Source organism: Propylenella binzhouense, from assembly GCF_009866965.1.
Lineage (GTDB): Bacteria > Pseudomonadota > Alphaproteobacteria > Rhizobiales > Afifellaceae > Propylenella > Propylenella binzhouense.
The window spans coordinates 1-18,830 of sequence record NZ_SPKJ01000051.1 but is presented as its reverse complement, the minus strand read 5'-3'; the positions used below and the strand labels follow the sequence as shown (position 1 = coordinate 18,830).

Below are 18,830 nucleotides of genomic sequence, written 5' to 3'. Positions count from 1 at the left end.
TCAGGCGGCGGCGATGCCGCCCGTCTCGATCCGCGGCCTGCGCGGCAGGATGACGGTAACCCGGGTGCCCACGCCCGGCGCGGACTGGATCCGCATCTGCCCGCCGTGAAGATCGACGAGCGCGCGGGAGATGGCGAGCCCGAGGCCCGAGCCGCGATGGCTGCGGGTCATCTGGCTCTGGACCTGCTCGAACGGTTGCCCGATCTTGGAGAGGGCGGCCGCGGGCATGCCGATGCCGGTATCCTCGACGATGAAGAAGACGTTCTCGCCGCGGCGCCGGCACTCGACCTGCACCGAGCCTCCGGCGGGCGTGAACTTGACGGCGTTCGAGACGAGGTTGCCGACAACCTGCCGCAGCGCCTTCCTGTCCCCGAAGAGGTGCACGCGGTCGTCGATCTCGGCGACGAGGGCGACCCCCGCCGCCTCCGCATCGGCGCCGTTCTCATCGAGAATGCCGCCGACCATCTGCTCGAGATCGATCGCCTCGATGTCGAGCTCGACATGGCCGGCCTCGAGGCGCGCCATATCGAGGATGTCGGAGATCACGCCCAGGAGATATTCGCCGCTCTGGCGGATGTCGGAACAATATTCCGCGTACTTGCGGTCGCCGAGCGCGCCGAACACGCCCGAAAGCATCATGTCCGAGAAGCCGATGATCGCGTTGAGGGGCGTCCTCAGCTCGTGCGAGACATTGGCGAGGAACTCGGACTTCACCCGGTTCGCGTCCTCCGCCTTCTCCTTCTCAAGCGCGTACTTCTCGGCGAGATCGACGAGCTGCTGCGCCTGGCGCTCGAGCTTCTGGCGCGACTGGCGGAGATCCGCCACCGTTGCCGTCAGGATCCGCTCGTTCTCGAGGAGCTGGCTTTCGTTGCGCTTCAGCGCAGTGATGTCGGTTCCGACCGACACGAAGCCGCCGTCCTTCGTCCGCCGCTCGCTGATCTGCAGCCACCGGCCGTCCGCGATGCGGGCCTCGACGGAGACCGATTCCGGCCCGCCTGCCTCCCGCAGTGCGGTGCTGGTGGTGATCTCCGGACGGGTTCCCGACCTGATGATGGCGTCGTAGGGGGTCCCCGGCCGCACCAGCTCGCTTGGGACGTCGTAGAGTTCCTGGAACTTGCTGTTGCAGAGCACGAGGCGGTTGCCCGCGTCCCACAGGACGAATGCCTCGGAGATCGCCTCCACCGCGTCCCGCAGGCGCAGATCCGCCATGCGCGAGGCCTCCTGCAGCCGCTTCTGCTCGGTCACGTCGACGGCGATGCCGACGAGATGGGGCTCGTGCTCGCGGTCCGAAACGACCTCGGCGCGCGCCCTGACCCAGATCCAGTGCCCGTCCGCATGGCGCATCCGGAATTCCTGGTCGACGGTGCCCGAACCGGCGGTCACGAGCGCGTTGGCGAGGTCGAGGAGGTCGAGATCCTCGGGATGGACGAGCTCCGACACATCGGCGACGGAGAGCAGCCGGTTGCGGGGAACGATGCCGAGAATCTCGAACATCGACGGCGACCAGAACAGCGTTCCGCGCGCGAGATCCCAGTCCCAAAGGCCGGAATGGCCGCGCCGCAGCGCCATGTGGAAGCGGCTCTGGGTTTCGGCGTAGATGGCATCGGCTTCCTGCGCCCGGGCCGCCTGGGCGTGGAATGCGAAGCCGAGAATGACGAGGACGACGCTGGTGGCGACGAAGATCGTCGCCTCGCGCGAGACCGTGCGGCGCCAGTCGGCGAACACGCCCGAATAGGGCTGGATGACGGCGACCGACGCCGTCCGCGCCGCATTGTGATGGACCGCGGCGAGCACGTCCTCGCCGTCCGGCAGCGTGATCGCGAGCACGCCGGCGAGCTGGCCGAGCGTTGTGAGCGGCTGGCCGAAGCCGATGATGCTGCCGAGCTGGCGTCCGACCACACCCTCCGGATCGGGGGCGGCGGCGATGATCATCCCGTCGGGATTGAGCACATAGATCGACCGCTCCATCGCGGTGGCGCGCGCGGGCAGCAGGTTCTCGAGCCGGCCCTGGACGAGTTCCGACGGCTCGGTCATGGAGGGCAGCCTGTCGCCGCTCAGGAGGTCGGAGGCGAGCGCGCGGGCAACGAGCCCGATCTGCGCCCGGGCGCGGACGTCGATCACGTCGCGCTCCTCGAACAGCACGATGACGCGCATTCCGCCGAGGGCGAGCACGAACAGGACGATGAGGACGGGGATCAGCCGTTTGACATAGGGCTCGGTATTGACGAGGCGGGCATAGGCGGGATGGACGAAGAGCTTGGCGTGACCAGCGAAGGCGACCCGGTTGAGACGCCCGGGAATCCGGGTGCGCCAATCCGCGGACGCGATGGCCTCCCCAGCCCGCGCCATGCCAGCCTCCTCGGTCTCTTGTGATCGGAGCGCCGCTTCTCCGAATCAGCTCATTTGAGTCGAGCGGATTCCGCTTGTCCAGATCGAACCCGAAATTTGATCGGATTGTGGCAACGCGCCCTTTACCCTTCCAGCGTGCGGTGAAGGATGTCGCTGACGTCGCGGGAAAGCTTGGGCCGGGCGGCGAGTTCGCTGAGGGCCGCGCGGGCAGCCGCGCGCCGCCGCGGCTCCAGCATGGCATAGGAGCGGAAGGCGGTGGCGAGCCGCGCCGCCACGGCGGGATTGTTCGGATCGATCTCGGCGATCATGTCCGCGATCAGCCCGAAGCCTGCGCCGTCCGGCCGGTTGAAGCCGACCGGGTTGGCCGAGGCGAAGGAGCGGAGCAGCGCGTAGACCCGGTTCGGCGTCTTCATCGAGAAGGCCGGATGGCGCGTCAGCGCGGCGACCCGGTCCGCCGTCTCGTGGGCGGGAATGGTCGCCTGCACCGTGAACCACTTGTCGATCACCAGCGGATTGCCGCGGTAGCGCTCCAGGAAGGCGGCGAGGACGTCGTCCGCGCAGGCGAGCCCGTAATGGCAGGCGAGACGCATCGCCGCGAGGCGATCGGTAAGATTGCCGGCCGTCTCGTAGAGCGCGCGCATGTCGTCGGAGGAGATCTCGCCCGCGGCGATCGAGAGGCTCCAGGCCGCATGGCGGAGCGCCCGCCGGCCGGCATTCCCGGCATCCGGCGAATAGGGCTCCGCAGGGGCATTGCGCCCGGCCGCCTCCGTGGCGATGGCGGCGACCGCGCGGCCGACCGCCGCCTGGAGGGCGACGCGGGCGGCGTGGATGGCGTCCGGATCGACATCCTTCCCGATCGCCTGCGCCACGTCGCCTTCGCCCGGAAGGGTGAGGGCGAGCGCGCGGAAGGCCGGGTCGAGCTCGTCGTTCGCGGCAAGCCGCCCGAGCGCTTCCGCGAAGCGGGGATCGAAGCTCGGCGCGCCGCCGGCGGCGATTTCGGCGGCGCCCGCCTCGAGCGCCGCGAGTGCGATCGACTGCGCGGCCTCCCAGCGGCTGAACGGATCGGGATCGTGGCCGATCAGGAACAGCCGGTCTTCCGTGGTGAGATCGGAGCGCAGCAGGACCGGTGCGGAGAAGCCCCTGAGGAGAGACGGAACCGGCCGCGCCTTGACCCCCTCGAAGACGATCTCGGCCGTCTCGGTCGTGAGATGGAGCACGCCGTCGGCGACCTCGGCGCCCGCCGCGCGCCGGAAGCTCAGGTCCTGGCCGTCGGGGCCGACCAGGCCGAAGGCGATCGGAATGTGGTCCGGATGCTTCGGCAGCCGGTCGGGCGTCACGGGCAGTTCCTGCCGGAGCGCCAGCGTGAAGCGCTCCGAGGCGGGATCGTAGGCGTGCCTGACCGAGACCACCGGCGTGCCGGCCTGCCGGTACCAGAGCGCGAATTGCGAGAGGTCGGTGCCGGTCGCATCGGCGAAGCTCGCGAGGAAGTCCTCGATCGTCGCGGCGCGGCCGTCATGGCGCTCGAAATAGAGATCCATGCCCGCGCGGAAGCCCGCCTCGCCAAGCACGGTCTTCAGCATGCGGCAGATCTCCGCCCCCTTCTCGTAGACCGTCGCCGTATAGAAGTTGTTGATCTCGCGGTAGCGCGTCGGCCGGGGCGGATGGGCGAGCGGGCCGGCGTCCTCCGGGAACTGGTGCTGTCGCAGCGCGACGACATCGGCGATGCGCTTGACCGGCCGCGAGCGCATGTCTGACGAGAATTCCTGGTCGCGGAACACGGTCAGCCCCTCCTTCAGGCAGAGCTGGAACCAGTCGCGGCAGGTGATGCGGTTGCCCGTCCAGTTGTGGAAGTATTCGTGGGCGATCACCGTCTCCACGCCCGCATAGTCCTGATCGGTGCCGGTCTCCGGGTCGACGAGGACGTACTTGTCGTTGAAGATGTTGAGGCCCTTGTTCTCCATCGCGCCCATGTTGAAGTCGGAGACGGCGACGATGTTGAAGACGTCGAGGTCGTATTCGCGCCCGAAGCGCTCCTCGTCCCAGCGCATCGAGCGCTTGAGGGCGTCCATCGCGTAGCGGCAGCGCTCCTCCTTGCCGGCCTCGCAATAGATCCCGAGCTCGACGGTGCGGCCGGACATGGTCCGGAACGTGTCCTTGATGGCGGCGAGATCGCCGCCGACCAGCGCGAAGAGATAGCTCGGCTTGGGAAAGGGATCGTGCCAGACGGCGAAATGGCGGTCGGTGCCCGGGACCGGGCCGGCCTGCACGCGATTGCCGTTCGAGAGGAGCACCGTGGCGGCCGACGGCGCCTCGATCCGCGTCGTATAGACGGCGAGGACGTCGGGCCGGTCGAGGAAATAGGTGATCCGCCGGAAGCCCTCGGCCTCGCACTGGGTCGTGTAGACGCCGTTCGAGAGATAGAGGCCCATGAGCGCGGTGTTGGCGCCCGGATCGAGGCGGGTCACCACTTCGAGCGTGAACGGGCCGGCGGGCGGCGCATGGATCGTCAGCCGGTCCGGCGTCGCCGTGTACGCGGTCGCGGCAAGCGGCCGGCCATCGAGCGCCACGCTCTCCAGCACGAGACCGTCGCCGTCGAGCACGAGCGGCGCGCCCATTGCGGCTTCCGGCCGGCGGCGCAGCGCCAGCTGCGACGTGACGCGGGTGTCCTTCGGCGCCAGCAGGAAATCGAGCTGGACCGTGTCGATCTGGTAGTCCGTCGGGCGGTAATCCTCCAGGCGGATGACGGGCGTCGCTTCGGCTGGCATCGGGGCTCCTTCGCAGGCGCCCCGATTACCACGTTCCGGCCTGCTTGGAAGCCGGCCGGCGGCGTCACCGATGACGAAGACCGCGCGTCGGCCGCCGCCGCTGCAGCTCCTGCGCGGCATCGTGGCCGAGCGGCAGGTTCATCGCCCAGCGCACGTCTGCGCGCGTCAGCCCGATATCGTAGAGGATGTGGTCGTCGAGGGTCGTGAGCTTGGCGAGCGCACGGCGGCGCTTCCACCACCTGAGCGGCGCCGCCAGGCTCCGCATCAGTCGGCCCCTTCCGTTCGTGGACCAAAGAACCTGTCCGGCCATGAAGGATGCTGCTTCGCGCATGACAAATCTCCCGCGATCACCGAACAGGCGTTCGGCGCCGTTCTCCACCCGTTTCTTGCGAAGTCCATTGCCGCGGGGCGGCTCGTGATGGCTATTTTGCGCGGGCCTATTGCTCAATCAAGAGAATTGGTTTTATGCTTCCGATCAGTTCACCTGATCATTCGAGAGGGGAGAATGAGCCTGATCGAACTCGACGCGGAGCGCGAGGAGCGCGGCGGAAGCGACGGCCTGGAATTCCGCGCGGGCGCGGGCCTCGATGTCGACCTGCTGCGCACGCTGGTGGCGATCGCCGATACCGGCAGCTTCAACCGGGCCGCGCGGCAGGTCTTCCGGACGCCGTCGGCCGTCTCGATGCAGATGAAGAAGCTCGAGGAGCAGGTGGGGCGGGCGCTCTTCGCGAAGGACGGCCGCTCGGTCGCGCTCACGCCGGACGGGGAGGCGCTGGTCGGATACGGCCGGCGGATCATGAAGCTGACGCAGGAGGCGCTGCAGCGCTTCCGTGCGCCGGGCATCGAGGGCACCATCCGCCTGGGCACGCCGGACGATTATGCCGGGCGCTTCCTGCCGGACATCCTGGCGCGGTTCGCCGCGAGCCATCCGCTCGTCGAGGTGGACGTCGTCTGCCAGGCGAGCGTCGACCTGATGCGGATGGTCGAGGAGAACGCGATCGACATCGCGCTCGTCAGCGCCGGGCACGGCCAGAACGGCGGGCACATCCTCCATCGGGAGCCGCTCGTCTGGGCGGGGCTCCGGCACGGCTGCGCCCATGAGCAGCGTCCGCTCCCGCTCGCGCTCTCCCATCTCGGCTGCTGCTGGCGCAAGATGGCGCTCGAGGCGCTCGACCGCAGCGGCGTCGACTACCGGATCGCCTATTCCAGCCGCCACTATCTCGGCCAGCTCGCCGCGCTGATGGCGGGCCTCGCGATCGCCCCGCTGCCGCAATCCTCCGTGCGCGGCGAGCTGAAGGCGATCGGCGACGAGGCCGGCCTGCCTCCGATCGGCCAGCTCGCGATAGAGATGCGGCGCGCGCCCGCCGCCGCCGGTCCGCTCTTCGACGCGCTGGCGAACCATATCGAGGAGAATTTCAGCGGCTACGGCGCCGTTGCGGCGTGAGCGGCGGGCCGGCGCCGATCAGCCGGTATCGGCGAGCGTGACGAGGCTCGCATTGCCGCCGGCGGCGGTCGTGTCGGTGGAGACGACCTGCTCGAGCGCGAAGCGCTGGAGATAGTTCGGGCCGCCCGCCTTCGGCCCGGTTCCCGACAGGCCCGCCCCGCCGAAGGGCTGGGCGCCGACGACGGCGCCGATCGTGTTGCGGTTGACGTAGACGTTGCCGACCTGGACCGCGCGGGAGATGCGCTCCGCGCGCCCGCCCACGCGGGTGTGGATCCCGAGCGTCAGGCCGTAGCCGGTCGCCCGGACCGAATCGATGACGGATTGCAGTTCGCCGGACCGCCAGCGCACGACGTGGAGAACGGGTCCGAAGACCTCGCGGTCGAGATAGGAGGGGCGATCGAGCTCGACCAGATGCGGGGCAACGAAGAAGCCGCGCTCCGGCACCGCCCCGGCATAGCGGACCGCCTGCTCGCGCCGGACCCTTTCGATATGCGCCGCAAGCGCGTCCCTGGCCTCGGCGTCGATCACCGGGCCGACATCGGTCGCCGGGTCGGAGGGGTCGCCGACGGCGAGCTCCGCTGCTGCGCCCGCGATCATCCGGACCATGGCATCCGCGACCTCGGCCTGCACGAAGAGGAGGCGCGTGGCCGAGCAGCGCTGGCCGGCGGAGCGGAACGCGGAGGCGACCACGTCGTCGGCGACCTGTTCGGGCAGCGCCGTGGCGTCCGCGATCATCGCGTTGATGCCGCCCGTCTCGGCGATGAAGGGGATGATCGGACCGGTGCGGGCGGCGAGCGTCCGGTTGATCGACTGCGCCACGGCGGTCGAGCCGGTGAAGGCGACGCCGGCTATCCGCGGCTCCGCGACGAGGGCGGCGCCGACCCTGCCGTCGCCGGGAAGATATCCGAGGGCCGCCGGCGGAACGCCGGCCTCGTGCAGCGCCGAAACCGCTTCGAAGGCGACGAGCGGGGTCTGCTCGGCGGGCTTCGCGACGACGGCATTGCCGGCCGCGAGCGCGGCGGCAACCTGCCCCGTGAAGATCGCGAGCGGGAAGTTCCACGGGCTGATGCAGACGAATACGCCGCGGCCGCGCAGACGGTAGCGGTTCTCCTCGCCGGTCGGACCGGGCATGAGCATGTCCGAGGCGAAGAGGCGGCGCCCCTCCGCCGCGTAATAGCGGAGGAAGTCCACCGCCTCGCGGATCTCGGCGACGGCGTCGTCGAGCGTCTTGCCGGCCTCGCGCGCGAGGAGCGCCATCAGCCGGTCGCGGCGCGCCTCCAGGAGGTCGGCCGCCCGCTCGAGCGCGCCCGCGCGCTCCCCCGCGGGCGTCTCGTCCCAGCGCGCGAACCCGGCGAGGCCGGCGGCGACGGCGTCTCCGGCGAGGGACGGATCGGCTTCCTCCACCCGGCCGACGATTGTCGCTCCGTCGGAAGGCGAAAGCACCGCGCGGGCCGCGCCGGCGCGCCGCCGCCCGTCAAGGAGCGGGCCGACATCGGCGATCGGGTTGCCCACCGCTGCCATGCCCGCGACGAGCGCGGCGAGGCTCCGGCGATCCCCGAACTCGACGCCGGAACTGTTGCGCCGGCCCGGAAAGATCTCCGACGGCCGCCGGATCCGCGCATGCCGCACCGGCCCTTCCTCAAGCGCGCGGTGCGGATGCGCGACGAGGCCGTCGATCGGCACGTCCGGATCGGCCACGATGTTGACGAAGGAGGAGTTCGCCCCGTTTTCGAGCAGCCGCCGCACGAGATAGGCGAGGAGCTCCCTGTAGCCGCCGACCGGCGCATAGATCCGGCACGGATGGCCGTCGCGGTCGTGGACCTGGGCGTAGAGGTCGTCGCCCATGCCGTGGAGGCGCTGGAACTCGTAGCCGCCGCCTTCCGCCATCTCGATCACGGACGCGACGGTGAGCGCATTGTGGGTCGCGAACTGGGGAAAGATGCGGGGCCGGGCGGCGAGCAGGCGGCGCGCGCAGACGAGATAGGACAGGTCGGTCGCGGCCTTCCGCGTGAAGACCGGGAAATCGTCGAGGCCGCGCTCCTGCGCCCGCTTGACCTCCGTGTCCCAGTAGGCGCCCTTCACGAGACGCACCATCAGGCGGCGGCCGCTCGCCCGCGCGGCGTCGTCGAGCCAGGCGACGAGCGCGGGCGCGCGCTTCTGGTAGGCCTGGACCGCGAGGCCGAGGCCTTCCCAGCCGGCGAGCGACGGTTCCCGGACGAGCAGCGCGAAGACCTCGAGCGAGAGCTCGAGCCGGTCCGCCTCCTCGGCGTCGATGGTGAGGTTCAGGTCGTGACGCCTGGCGAGCCGCGCCAGCTCGACGAGGTCGGGCGTGAGCTCGCGCAGCACCCGGTCCCGCTGCCGCGCCGCGTAGCGCGGATGGAGCGCCGACAGCTTGACGGAGAGCCCCGGCCGCTCCTCTGGGCCCTCGCCGCCGGCGCTCCGCCCGATCGCCTCGAGCGCATGAACGTAGGATTCCCGGTAGCGCCGCGCGTCCTCGGCGGTGCGGGCGCCTTCGCCCAGCATGTCGAAGGAATGGCGGTAGCCGCGCTCCTCGCGCGTGCGCGCTCTGCGCAGCGCCCCCTCGATCGTCTCGCCCAGCACGAACTGGTGGCCGAGCAGCCGCATGGCCTGGCGCGCGGCGGTGCGGATGGTCGGCATTCCGAGCCGCTGCGCGAGCCTGCCGACGATCCCCTCGGCCGTCTCGCCGGGATGGACGATGCGCACGCTCATGCCGAGCGCCCAGGTGGTCGCCGAGACGATCCAGCTCTCCGTCTCGCGCGCGGCTTCCGACCAGTCGCGGCCGCCGAGCTTGTCCTCGATGAGGCGATCCTGCGTCGCCGCGTCGGGCACGCGCAGGAGCGCCTCCGCAAGCGCCATCAGGGCCAGCCCCTCGCGGGTGGAGAGGCTGTAGGTCTGCATGAAGTCTTCCAGGCCGCCGACCGTGCCGCGCGCGTCCCGGATGCCGCGAATGTAGCCGCGCGCGCGGAGAGCGGCGCGGTCCTCCGCCTCGGGCGGCATGTCGAGCTCGGCGCTTAGCGACCGGATCAGCGGCCCGTCGTCCGGCGCATAGGGCGCCTGGAAAAGCGGGAGGATTTCGGGATCGGGGAGGGCGCTCATCGTGGATGTCTCCGGCCGGCGCGACCACGATAGGACAGCCGCCGGAAGACCGCACGTCTCCCCCGCGGCCTTTCGCACACGCACACAAAGCGCTAGGCCTGCTGGCAGCCGGGCCGTTCGCCGGCGTCTGGAGACAAGCCCATGCACTTCAAGCCCGAGCGTCGTCCCGGCGCGACGGCGGCGATCGTCGGCCGCCGCATGATCTACGAGGGCTGGAACAGCTTCGAGATCGTCGACGTCGAGGAGCGGCTCCCGGACGGGACGGTGCTGCGGAGCGCACGCGAGGTCATCGATCACGGCGAGGCCTCGGTCGTGCTCACCTACGATCCCGAGCGGCAGGTGGCCCTGCTCGCGCGCCAGCTCCGCACGCCGCTGCTCTGGAAGGGCCTCGACGCCTATCCGCTCGAGGCCTGTGCGGGGATCATGGAGAAGGGCGAGACCCCCGAGGAATGCGCGATCCGCGAGGCCGAGGAGGAGCTCGGGCTCCGGCTCACCGGGCTCAAGTTCGTCCAGACGATCCTGCCTTCCGCCGGCACGCTGACGGAGCGCATGCACCTCTTCCTGGCGACCTATTCGGGCGCGGACCGGGCGAGCTCGGGCGGCGGCAACGCGCATGAGGGCGAGGCAATCGAGATCGTGGAGATGCCGCTCGCCGAGCTCTTCGCCGCCGCGAGGCGGGGCGAGATCGCGGACGCGAAGACGCTGGTGCTCGTCTACACCCTGCTCGTCGGAGGCGGCGCCGGCGTGACGCCGGAACCGCTGGCCGACGAAAGAATCCGACGCCGGTGAACCAAATCCGGAATGCCGCGTTCTCCAGCCGACGGCGACAGCGCCGCAGTCAAGTTCGGAGGTTCGAAATGCTCGGTTGGGCACTGACTTTTCTGGTGATCGCGCTCATCGCCGCGATTCTCGGTTTCGGTGGTATTGCGGGCACCGCGGTCGGCATCGCGAAGCTGATCTTCTTCGTAGCGATCGCCCTCTTCCTGATCTCTGCGGTGGTCGGGGCATTCCGCGGCCGCAGCCCGCGCATCTAGACATCGCAGGCACGATCCGTTTCGGGGCCGCCGGCATGCCGGCGGCCCTTCTTTCGTGCCCGCCGCGCGGCCATCCGTGGGTGCGTTTCGCGCCGCTTCCTTCTAAACCCTCCGACGAGGACCCGGAGGGACGGCATGAGCACCGAAGCGAAGTTCATCGACGGCAAGGCCGTGGCCGCCGCGCTCATCGAGGAGGTGAAGGAGGCGCGGGACCGGCTCCTCTCCGAATTCGGCGTGAAGCCGGGGCTTGCCGTCGTGCTCGTGGGCGACGACCCGGCGAGCCGCGTCTATGTCCGCAGCAAAGGCCTCAAGGCGGAGGAGTGCGGCTTCCATTCCGAGCAGCACTCGCTCGCGGCGGAGACCAGCGAAGCCGACCTTCTCGCGCTCGTCGGCCATCTCAACCGCGATCCCGCGATCCACGGCATCCTCGTCCAGCTGCCGCTTCCGCCCCACATCGACGAGCAGCGCGTCCTCCTCGCGCTCGACCCCGACAAGGATGTGGACGGCTTCCATCCGATGAATGTCGGCCGGCTCGCCGCCGGCCTGGCGAACGCGCTCGTGCCGTGCACGCCGGCGGGCGTCGTGGCGCTCGCGCGCGCGGCGCTCGGCGCCGACCTGTCGGGCCTGGAGGCTGTGGTCGTCGGGCGCTCCAACATCGTCGGCAAGCCCGCCGCCCAGCTTCTCCTCCGGGAGAACTGCACGGTCACGATCGCCCATTCGCGCACGCGCGACCTGCCGGCCGTCTGCCGGCGCGCCGACATCCTGGTCGCGGCCACCGGGCGGCCGCAGATGGTGAAGGGCGACTGGGTGAAGCCCGGCGCCTGCGTGATCGACGTCGGCATCAACCGCGTCCCGGCGCCGGAGCTCGGCGCGGGCAAGACGCGGCTCGTCGGCGACGTCGACTTCGCGAGCGCGGCGTCCGTCGCCGGTGCCATCACGCCGGTGCCGGGCGGCGTCGGCCCGATGACGATCGCGATGCTCATGGCGAACACCGTGGCGACCGCCACGCGCGCCGCAAGGCGGGAGACCGACTCGGCTCCGGACTCCGTGATGTGAAGGCTTTCGAGCCGGGACGGGACGGCGACCGGCCGCTCAGGGATCCCCCGCCGCCAGCGCGGCGCTCGCGCGTGCGCCGAGCGCCCTGATCTCGGCGCGTCGTGCCTCGCCGTCCGTGCCGAGGCGCCGGTACCCGGCCGCGGCCTCGCCGAACCGCGCCGCGGCTGCGCGGAACGACCGCTCCGCCTCTTCCCCTCGACGCAGCGCCTCGCCGAGCGCGGACAGCGCCTCCCCGGCCTCGTTCGTGACCGAGACGTAGGCTGCGGTGTTCGCCTCGTCGACGCCATTCGTCTCGGCGTGTTCGATCGCGGCGTCGCGGCCCCGCTCGGCGGTTTCGCAGGCCTCCCGGAGAACCGGGACCGCATCCTCCTCCGCTTCGCCCCGCGCCCCGAGGCGCAGCGCGACCGAGAGCAGGCAGGCGGCGGATACGGCGGGCAGGAGGTCCCCCGCCTTCAGGAAGGTGCCGAGCGCCGCCCGGAAATCGGCCGTCGCCGTGGCAAGCGCCTCCGCATCCGGCCCGGCGCCGTCGAGCCATGCCCCGAGACGCTCGGCGTGGGCCCTGAGATCCGCGGGATTCATCGGCATGGCCGACAACCCTTTCGGTTGGCCGGCGGAGCGGGCCGCGACGCTGCCACGGGTCCAGCCTTCCGCCGGCGCATGTCAGAGCGGGTTGCGCCGGTGGAGCGCGTCGAACAGGCCGTCGCCGCTCCCCGGAGGCGGCTCCACGACCCGGTAGGCCGGCCGGTCGGGACAGAAGGACGCGACGGTCCGGATCGCCTCGGCGGCACCCTCCATCGAGAAGCCGCGGGCCTTCCCGTCGCGGCTGACGGTCACGCTGTCGGCTTCCGGCAGCGCCGCGATCAGCCGGTTCCGGTCGGAATCGACCTGCATGAGCGCGAGGACGCGGCGGCCGAGCACGGAGGCTCTCCAGGCGGGCAGCTCGCCGGCATAGAGCTCCTCGAAATGACCGGGGATCTGCAGCGGGATCAACCGGCGGCCGCGCGAAGCGGCGATCGCGACCCGCGGAAGCGCCGCCCAGCGCGCCTTGACGCTCTCGTTCCAGGCCGCGCAATCCGGATCGGAGACGCGTATCGCATTGTCGATCCCCGTCACCAGCACCGAGATGCCTCCGCCCGTTCCGAACATGTGCCGGGTCGTGAGGAGGGTCATGTCCCGGCTCGTCACCGTGCAGGTGCGCGGCTCCGGAGGCGGCTCCGGCTCCGCCGCGCCGGCGGGCTCCGGGCCGGCATCGATGAAGATCATGCCGGTGTCGGGCCCGCAGGCGACGCCGAGAAGCGGCGCCGGGGATGATGTCGTTCCGTCGGCCTCCGGCTCGGATTCGATCGCGGCCCAGCGGATCTCCCGGCCCTCGGCATCCGTTTCGACGCCGCTCGTCCAGACCGGCGGCGGGCGGCTCTCCGCGTGCTCGCGCCCGGCCGGGCCGTGCTCGCGGGCAACGAGCCCCGCCGCGATCACGAGGAGCGAGGCGGAGAGCCACCCCGGATGAGTCTTGCGCATCGCCATGGCAGCATCGACGGAGGTCCGCTCCGATGCTCCGGCACGACGCCGCTTGCACCGGGACGGACGATTTGACCAAGATACGGACTACGGACGTTGAGCATTCTGCGCGATAGACGATGGCCCGGCAATTCCTGATGCTGCTCGGCCTGCCCGAGATCACACGCTTCCTCGGCTCCCCTCGGGGATTCGCGGTGACGCTCGTCCTCGTCGTGCTCGGCTATCTCATGAGCACGGTGTCGCTCGACGCCGTCGTGGCGGGGCTGATCGCCTATACGGATGCGCTGCGCCGGGGGCTCGAGGCGACCAACGTCGCGCATTTCGCGGACCTCTTCTACGAGCGGCTCACCGGATGCACGCTCCTCTGGAGCGACCGCGCGCACTGGTGGCGGACCGTCTGCGAGCCCGGACGGCGGATCGAATTCGGATCGCACGCGCTGCTCTATCCGGTGACCTTCGGGCGGCTGTTCTACGAGACCAGCCTCGAGATGCTGCAGACGTCCAACCTCTTCGGCCGCATCCTCTTCGTGGCCGCGCTGCTGCCGACCGGGATCTGGCTCTGGATGCGGATGATGCCGCGGCCGCTCTTCGAGGAATTCTTCCTGACCGTGATCGCCTTCTGCGTCTGGTGCGCGCTGACCCCGATCGCGGCGAGCGTCGTGGCGCTCGTCCTGCTCGGCCTGCTGTGGCTCTGCGCGATGGTCTTCTCGCTCGCGCTCGGCGGCGTGGTCTTCACCGCGACCCTCGCCTTTCACGGCTACGAGACGGCGAAGGCCGCGCTCGAGCTTCCGGGTCTCGGCGGGGCACATTCCGCCTCCGTCGACGGAGGTGCGCCGCCGGGCTGAGCGCTGCGGCGCCTTGCCCGGCAGGCGGCGGCGCGGAGCGGACGCGCAATGTCGTGGCCGGGGCATTCCCCGCCCGGCGCCATCTGCATAACGGGTCGGACGGTCCTGCGGCGCGCATGCCGCCCGGATCGAAGGGGAGCGTTCCGATGAAGTCGCACGCCCGCGTGGTGGTGATCGGTGGCGGCGTGGTCGGCGTCTCGACGCTCTACCACCTCGCGAAGAAGGGCTGGCCGGACGTCGTCCTGGTGGAGCGGAAGGAACTCACCTCCGGCTCGACCTGGCACGCCGCCGGACTGCTGCCGCTCTTCAACCTCAGCTATTCCGTCGGCCAGCTCCACAAATATTCCGTCGCGCTCTACAAGACGCTGGAGGCGGAGACCGGGCAGGACGTCGGCTTCTCCGTCTGCTCGAACATCCGGCTCGCCCGCACCCGGGACCGCTGGGACGAGTACATGCACTATGCCGGCGTGGCGGCGACAATCGGCGTCAGGGTGAACGTGCTGAGCCCGGCGGAGGTCAAGGCGATCTGGCCGCTCTGCGAGACGGACGGCATTGTCGGCGCGATCCAGCATCCGGACGACGGCTACATCCAGCCGGCCGATCTCACGCAGGCGCTCGCACGAGGCGCCAGGAACCGGGGCGCGGAGATCCACCGGAACACGACTGTCGTGGCGATCGAGCGGCGGCCGTCCGGCGAGTGGCTGGTGAGGACCGACCGGGGCGACATCGTCGCGGAGCACGTCGTCTCCGCGAGCGGCAACTTCGCCCGCAGGACCGGCGCGATGGTGGGGCTCGACGTCCCCGTGCTGCCGGTCGAGCACCAGTACATCGTGACCGAGCCGCACCCGGCGATCCTCGCGCGCCGGCGGCAGGGTCTGCCGGAAGTGGGCGTGCTCCGGGAGAGCGATTCCTCCTGGTACATGCGCGAGGAGGCGGGCGGCCTGCTGCTCGGCCCCTACGAGAAGGGCGCGCCGGCCTGCTATCTCGACGGCCCGGCGGCGGAGAGCGAATATGAGCTCTTCCAGGAGGACCTCGACCGCCTGATGCCGCATGTCGAGACGGCCGTCGCGCGCGTGCCCGCCTTCGGCGAGGTCGGGATCAAGAAGATCTATAACGGTGCGATCCCCTATACGCCGGACGGCTCGCCGATCGTCGGGCCGGCCTGGGACCTGCCGAACTTCTGGCTGAACGAGGGCCATTCCTTCGGCGTCACCGCCGCCGGCGGCGCCGGCTGGCAGCTCGCGGAATGGATCGTCGAGGGCGAGCCCTCGATCGACATGATGGGCGTCGATCCGCGGCGGTTCGGCCCCTACGCCACGCGCGGCTATCTGAAGGCGAAGAACGAGGAGGCCTATGCGAACGTCTTCACCCTCCATTACCCCGACGAGGAGCGCGCGGCGGCCCGCCCGCTGAAGACGGCGCCCTGCTACGGGCGGATGCGGGCTCTCGGCGCCGTGTTCGGCTCCGTCTATGGCTGGGAGCGCCCGAACTGGTTCGCGCCCGAGGGCTATTCGGTGCCGGCGGCGGAGCTCGACGTCGACGACGTCCTCCTCAACCACAACCACGCGCCGCCGGACTGGACGGGAACGGTGCGCGAGCGCTGGTCCTTCCGGCGCTCCAACCATTTCGGGCATGTCGGCGCGGAATGCCGGAACGTGATGGAGGGCGTCGGACTCCAGGACATGACGCCCTTCGCCAAATGCGTGGTGAGCGGCCCGGGCGCGGAGGCCTGGCTCGATGGCCTCCTGGCGAACCGCATCCCGAAGGCGGTCGGCCGCATCCATCTCTGCCACCTGCTGACGAAGGCGGGCGGGGTGCGGTCGGAGTTCACCGTCTACCGGACCGGCCCGGAGAGCTTCTACCTGGTCTCGGCGGGCGCGCTCGAGCGGCACGACCATGACGTCCTCAGGAAGGCGCTGCCTGCCGACGGCAGCGTCCGGCTCCGCTCCGTCACCACCGAACGTGGCGTGCTCGTCCTCGCCGGACCGCGCGCCCGCGACGTATTGCGGAAGCTCACCGACGCGGACCTCTCGAATGCCGCCTTTCCGTGGCTCACCGGCAGGCGCATCGACATCGGGCATGCCGAGGCGGATGCGCTCAGGGTGAACTTCGTAGGCGAACTCGGCTGGGAGCTGCACCACCCGATCGAGACGCAGAACGCGATCTTCGATCTCGTCATGGCGGCCGGCGCCGAATTCGGGATCCGTCCCTTCGGCATCCGCGCGATGATGGCGATGGCGGTCGAGAAGTCCTATCGCCTGGTCGGGCGCGAACTCTCGATCGAATATTCCGCCTACGAATCCGGGCTCGACCGCTTCGTGCATCCGAACAAGGGCGACTTCCTCGGGCGCGACGCCCTGGTCCGCGCGCATGCGGCGGGCGAACGCTGGCGGTTCGTCACGCTCGAGGTCCACGGCGTGAGCGACGCGGACGCCCGCGGCTCCGAGCCGATCTGGTCCGGAGCCGAATTGGTGGGCCGCGCCACCAATGGCGGCTATGGCTGGCGTACGGGCAAGTCGCTCGCGCTCGCCATGGTGAAGCCGGAGCACGGGGAGATCGGGACCCCGCTCGAGATCCAGATCCTCGGCGAGCGGCGCCGTGCGACCGTCATTCCCGAGAGCCCCTACGATCCCGGCAACGAGCGGCTCAGGGCATAGCCGGGCGGGCGCGGCCTGGCTTCGCCCCGCTCAGGAGGCCGGCGTGCCGCGCGCGAGATCCGCGCCGAGCGAGAGCGGGCGCCCGAGGCGGCTGCGATAGACCTGCAGGTTCTCCATCACCTTCTGGACGTAGTCCCGGGTCTCGTCGAAGGGGATGCGCTCGATCCAGTCGACGGGATCGACCTTGCCGCCGCGGGGATCGCCGTTCTTCGCCACCCACTGGATCGCCCGCCCGGGCCCGGCATTGTAGCCGACGAAGGTGAGGATGTAGGAGCTGCGCAGCCGCGACAGCAGGTCGCCGAGATGCTCCGCGCCGAGCCGCGCATTGTAGTGCGGGTCGTCGAGCCGCATCAGCGAGAACGGGATGTTGATCGAGCGGGCGGTCGCGGCGGCGGTGGCCGGCATGAGCTGCATCAGCCCACGCGCGCCGACATGGCTCGCCGCGGCGGGGTTGAAGGCGCTCTCCTGGCGGGCGACGGCATAGACCAGCGCGCGGTCGACCGAGTCCGGTACCTGGAGCTGCGCCGGTACGCCGATGAAGGGAGCGAGGGTCGCCACGCGGACCCCGCGCGCATCGGCGAGCTTGGCGGCCACCATGGCCGTGTGCGGCTGCCCGATCCGGCGCGCCAGCGTGGCGGCGAGCGCGATCTGGCCGGGCGATTCGAACGTCTCTCCCATCTCCCGCAGGAAGATCCCGGCGCGCTCGCTGTGGCCGGCGGCGGTCAGCCGCCGGACGGCGCGGGCGAGGTCGCTGGAGGCGAAGGCGATGCGGTCGAGCGCGGACGGACGGCTGATGCGCTCGAGGCCCGTCGTCCTGAGGCCTACCTTCTCGCGCGCGAGCTGGCCGTAGAAGGTGGAGCCGAACGTGGCGGCGTGCTCGTAGGCGACGCGCGCGAGAAGCGGCCGATCCTGTGCCTCGTAGGTGCGCGCCAGCCAGTAGGAAGCGCGCGCATCGGTGCGCGGCATGTTGGCGATCGCCGCGAGCTTGCGGAAATGCGCCTCGGCGACCGCCGGCCTGTCGAGGAAGCGGAGCGCATACCAGCCGGCGTGGAATTCCGCCTCGGCCCGGTCGCGTGCCGACTGGGCGTGGTGGCCGGCGACGACCTCGTAGGCGAGGTCCGGCATCCCGCGGTCGAGCAGCTGCCGCGAGAGGTCGCGCCGCTCGTCCCACCACCGATCGCCGTCGCCGAGATCCGCCGCGTCCGCCTTGACGGCGAGCAGGATCTGGGCGGCCGCGATCGGCCGGTCGGCGCGGCGCAGGAGCCGGATCTCGGCGAAGCTGTAGAGCGGGTCCTTGCTGAAGCGCGGCGCCAGGCTCCTCAGCAGCGTGCGGCCCTGATCGCGCCGGTCGAGCACGGCGAGCACGGCGCGCGCGAACTGGTCGTAGCCGGGTCCGACGCGCTGCGCCTCGTCGATCGCGTCGCGGGCGCGCCCGGCAAGGACGAGCGCCCGGAATCGCCGGATATGGTCCGCCTCGCTGAGATATTCCGGGAAGTTGACGGCGATCTTCGCGGCGGTGGCGCCGGAGAGCCGGCGCTCCTGCCAGAGATCCAGGATGATCGCGCGTGCCTTTTCCGCCTCCCCGCGGGCGCGGAGCGCGTCGGCATAGGCAAGCTTGCCGCCGTTCGTCACCGGCGGCTCGGCCGAGTAGAAGGCGACGATCCCGGCGCGCGACGGATTGGCGCGGAAGAGCGCCTCCTCGGCGCGCTGCGCCAGGCGCTCGGAATCCGGCCAGCCCTTGTCCTCGGCGATGATCGCCTGGATCTCCTGCGCCGACAGGCCGGAATTCGGGGCGCGCGCCACCCACCATTCGACGAGGCGCCGGTCGAATGCGTCCGGCAGGGCGGCGGCGAGCGCAAGCGCGCGCGGATAGTCGTCGTCGGAGACGGCGTCGAGCGCAGCCTTCAGCGCGCGATCCGGTTCGAACCCGTAATAGGGGCCGGCCGGCGGCGCGTTCCTGGCAAGGACCGCGGTCCGGGCGGCCGCGACGGCACCGGCCCGGAGGGGCCCGAGGCTCGCCGGCCTCGGCCGGGGCAGCGCCGCGG

General features: G+C 70.8%; 13 protein-coding genes. 6 read left to right on the top strand and 7 right to left on the bottom strand.

The window, feature by feature from the left end; genetic code table 11:
• The 3 genes from E4O86_RS14255 to E4O86_RS14245 all read right to left on the bottom strand — a co-directional run bounded on the left by E4O86_RS14255 (position 1) and on the right by E4O86_RS14245 (position 5,445).
• Entirely contained in the window at positions 1-2,349 is a 2,349-nt protein-coding gene (locus E4O86_RS14255; protein ID WP_161141221.1) for an ATP-binding protein, read from the bottom strand.
• A gap of 122 nt (positions 2,350-2,471) precedes the next feature.
• Entirely contained in the window at positions 2,472-5,114 is a 2,643-nt protein-coding gene (gene pepN / locus E4O86_RS14250; RefSeq protein WP_161141220.1) for an aminopeptidase N, read from the bottom strand.
• A gap of 64 nt (positions 5,115-5,178) precedes the next feature.
• Entirely contained in the window at positions 5,179-5,445 is a 267-nt protein-coding gene (locus tag E4O86_RS14245; protein ID WP_161141219.1) for a DUF1127 domain-containing protein, read from the bottom strand.
• A 174-nt stretch (positions 5,446-5,619) separates the two neighbouring features.
• On the opposite strand from E4O86_RS14245, the gene E4O86_RS14240 reads away from it, so the two are divergent.
• Positions 5,620-6,558: a LysR substrate-binding domain-containing protein gene (locus E4O86_RS14240; RefSeq protein ID WP_161141218.1), complete on the top strand. Its 939-nt coding sequence runs from the start codon at positions 5,620-5,622 to the stop codon at positions 6,556-6,558.
• Positions 6,559-6,576: 18 nt separating this feature from the next.
• On the opposite strand, the gene putA is transcribed toward E4O86_RS14240, so the two are convergent.
• Positions 6,577-9,675 (bottom strand): bifunctional proline dehydrogenase/L-glutamate gamma-semialdehyde dehydrogenase PutA, encoded by a 3,099-nt coding sequence (putA, locus tag E4O86_RS14235; protein ID WP_161141217.1) that lies wholly within the window; start codon positions 9,673-9,675, stop codon positions 6,577-6,579.
• A gap of 141 nt (positions 9,676-9,816) precedes the next feature.
• Here putA and E4O86_RS14230 point away from each other — a divergent pair, with 141 nt between their 5' ends.
• The 3 genes from E4O86_RS14230 (at position 9,817) to folD (ending at position 11,765) form a co-directional block, all read left to right on the top strand.
• Positions 9,817-10,464 carry an NUDIX domain-containing protein gene (locus E4O86_RS14230; protein WP_161141216.1) on the top strand — a complete coding sequence of 216 codons (648 nt, stop codon included), beginning with the start codon at positions 9,817-9,819 and terminating at the stop codon, positions 10,462-10,464.
• A gap of 68 nt (positions 10,465-10,532) precedes the next feature.
• Entirely contained in the window at positions 10,533-10,709 is a 177-nt protein-coding gene (locus E4O86_RS14225; protein ID WP_161141215.1) for a DUF1328 domain-containing protein, read from the top strand.
• A gap of 135 nt (positions 10,710-10,844) precedes the next feature.
• Positions 10,845-11,765, top strand: a complete 921-nt coding sequence (gene folD / locus E4O86_RS14220) for a bifunctional methylenetetrahydrofolate dehydrogenase/methenyltetrahydrofolate cyclohydrolase FolD (RefSeq protein WP_161141214.1) — start codon at positions 10,845-10,847, stop codon at positions 11,763-11,765.
• Positions 11,766-11,801: 36 nt separating this feature from the next.
• Here the strand turns inward: folD and E4O86_RS14215 are convergent, their stop codons facing one another.
• Together E4O86_RS14215 and E4O86_RS14210 are read right to left on the bottom strand one after the other, a co-directional pair.
• Positions 11,802-12,350, bottom strand: a complete 549-nt coding sequence (locus E4O86_RS14215) for a hypothetical protein (protein WP_161141213.1) — start codon at positions 12,348-12,350, stop codon at positions 11,802-11,804.
• 75 nt (positions 12,351-12,425) lie between these two features.
• Positions 12,426-13,289 (bottom strand): hypothetical protein, encoded by an 864-nt coding sequence (locus E4O86_RS14210; protein ID WP_161141212.1) that lies wholly within the window; start codon positions 13,287-13,289, stop codon positions 12,426-12,428.
• A gap of 113 nt (positions 13,290-13,402) precedes the next feature.
• Between E4O86_RS14210 and E4O86_RS14205 the strand changes: the two genes are divergently transcribed.
• Positions 13,403-14,128 (top strand): hypothetical protein, encoded by a 726-nt coding sequence (locus tag E4O86_RS14205; RefSeq protein WP_161141211.1) that lies wholly within the window; start codon positions 13,403-13,405, stop codon positions 14,126-14,128.
• A gap of 146 nt (positions 14,129-14,274) precedes the next feature.
• Positions 14,275-16,785 (top strand): GcvT family protein, encoded by a 2,511-nt coding sequence (locus tag E4O86_RS14200; RefSeq protein ID WP_161141210.1) that lies wholly within the window; start codon positions 14,275-14,277, stop codon positions 16,783-16,785.
• Positions 16,786-16,815: 30 nt separating this feature from the next.
• On the opposite strand, the gene E4O86_RS23815 is transcribed toward E4O86_RS14200, so the two are convergent.
• Positions 16,816-18,830 (bottom strand): lytic transglycosylase domain-containing protein (locus E4O86_RS23815; RefSeq protein ID WP_161141209.1); only part of this gene is annotated, 2,015 nt, incomplete at its 5' end.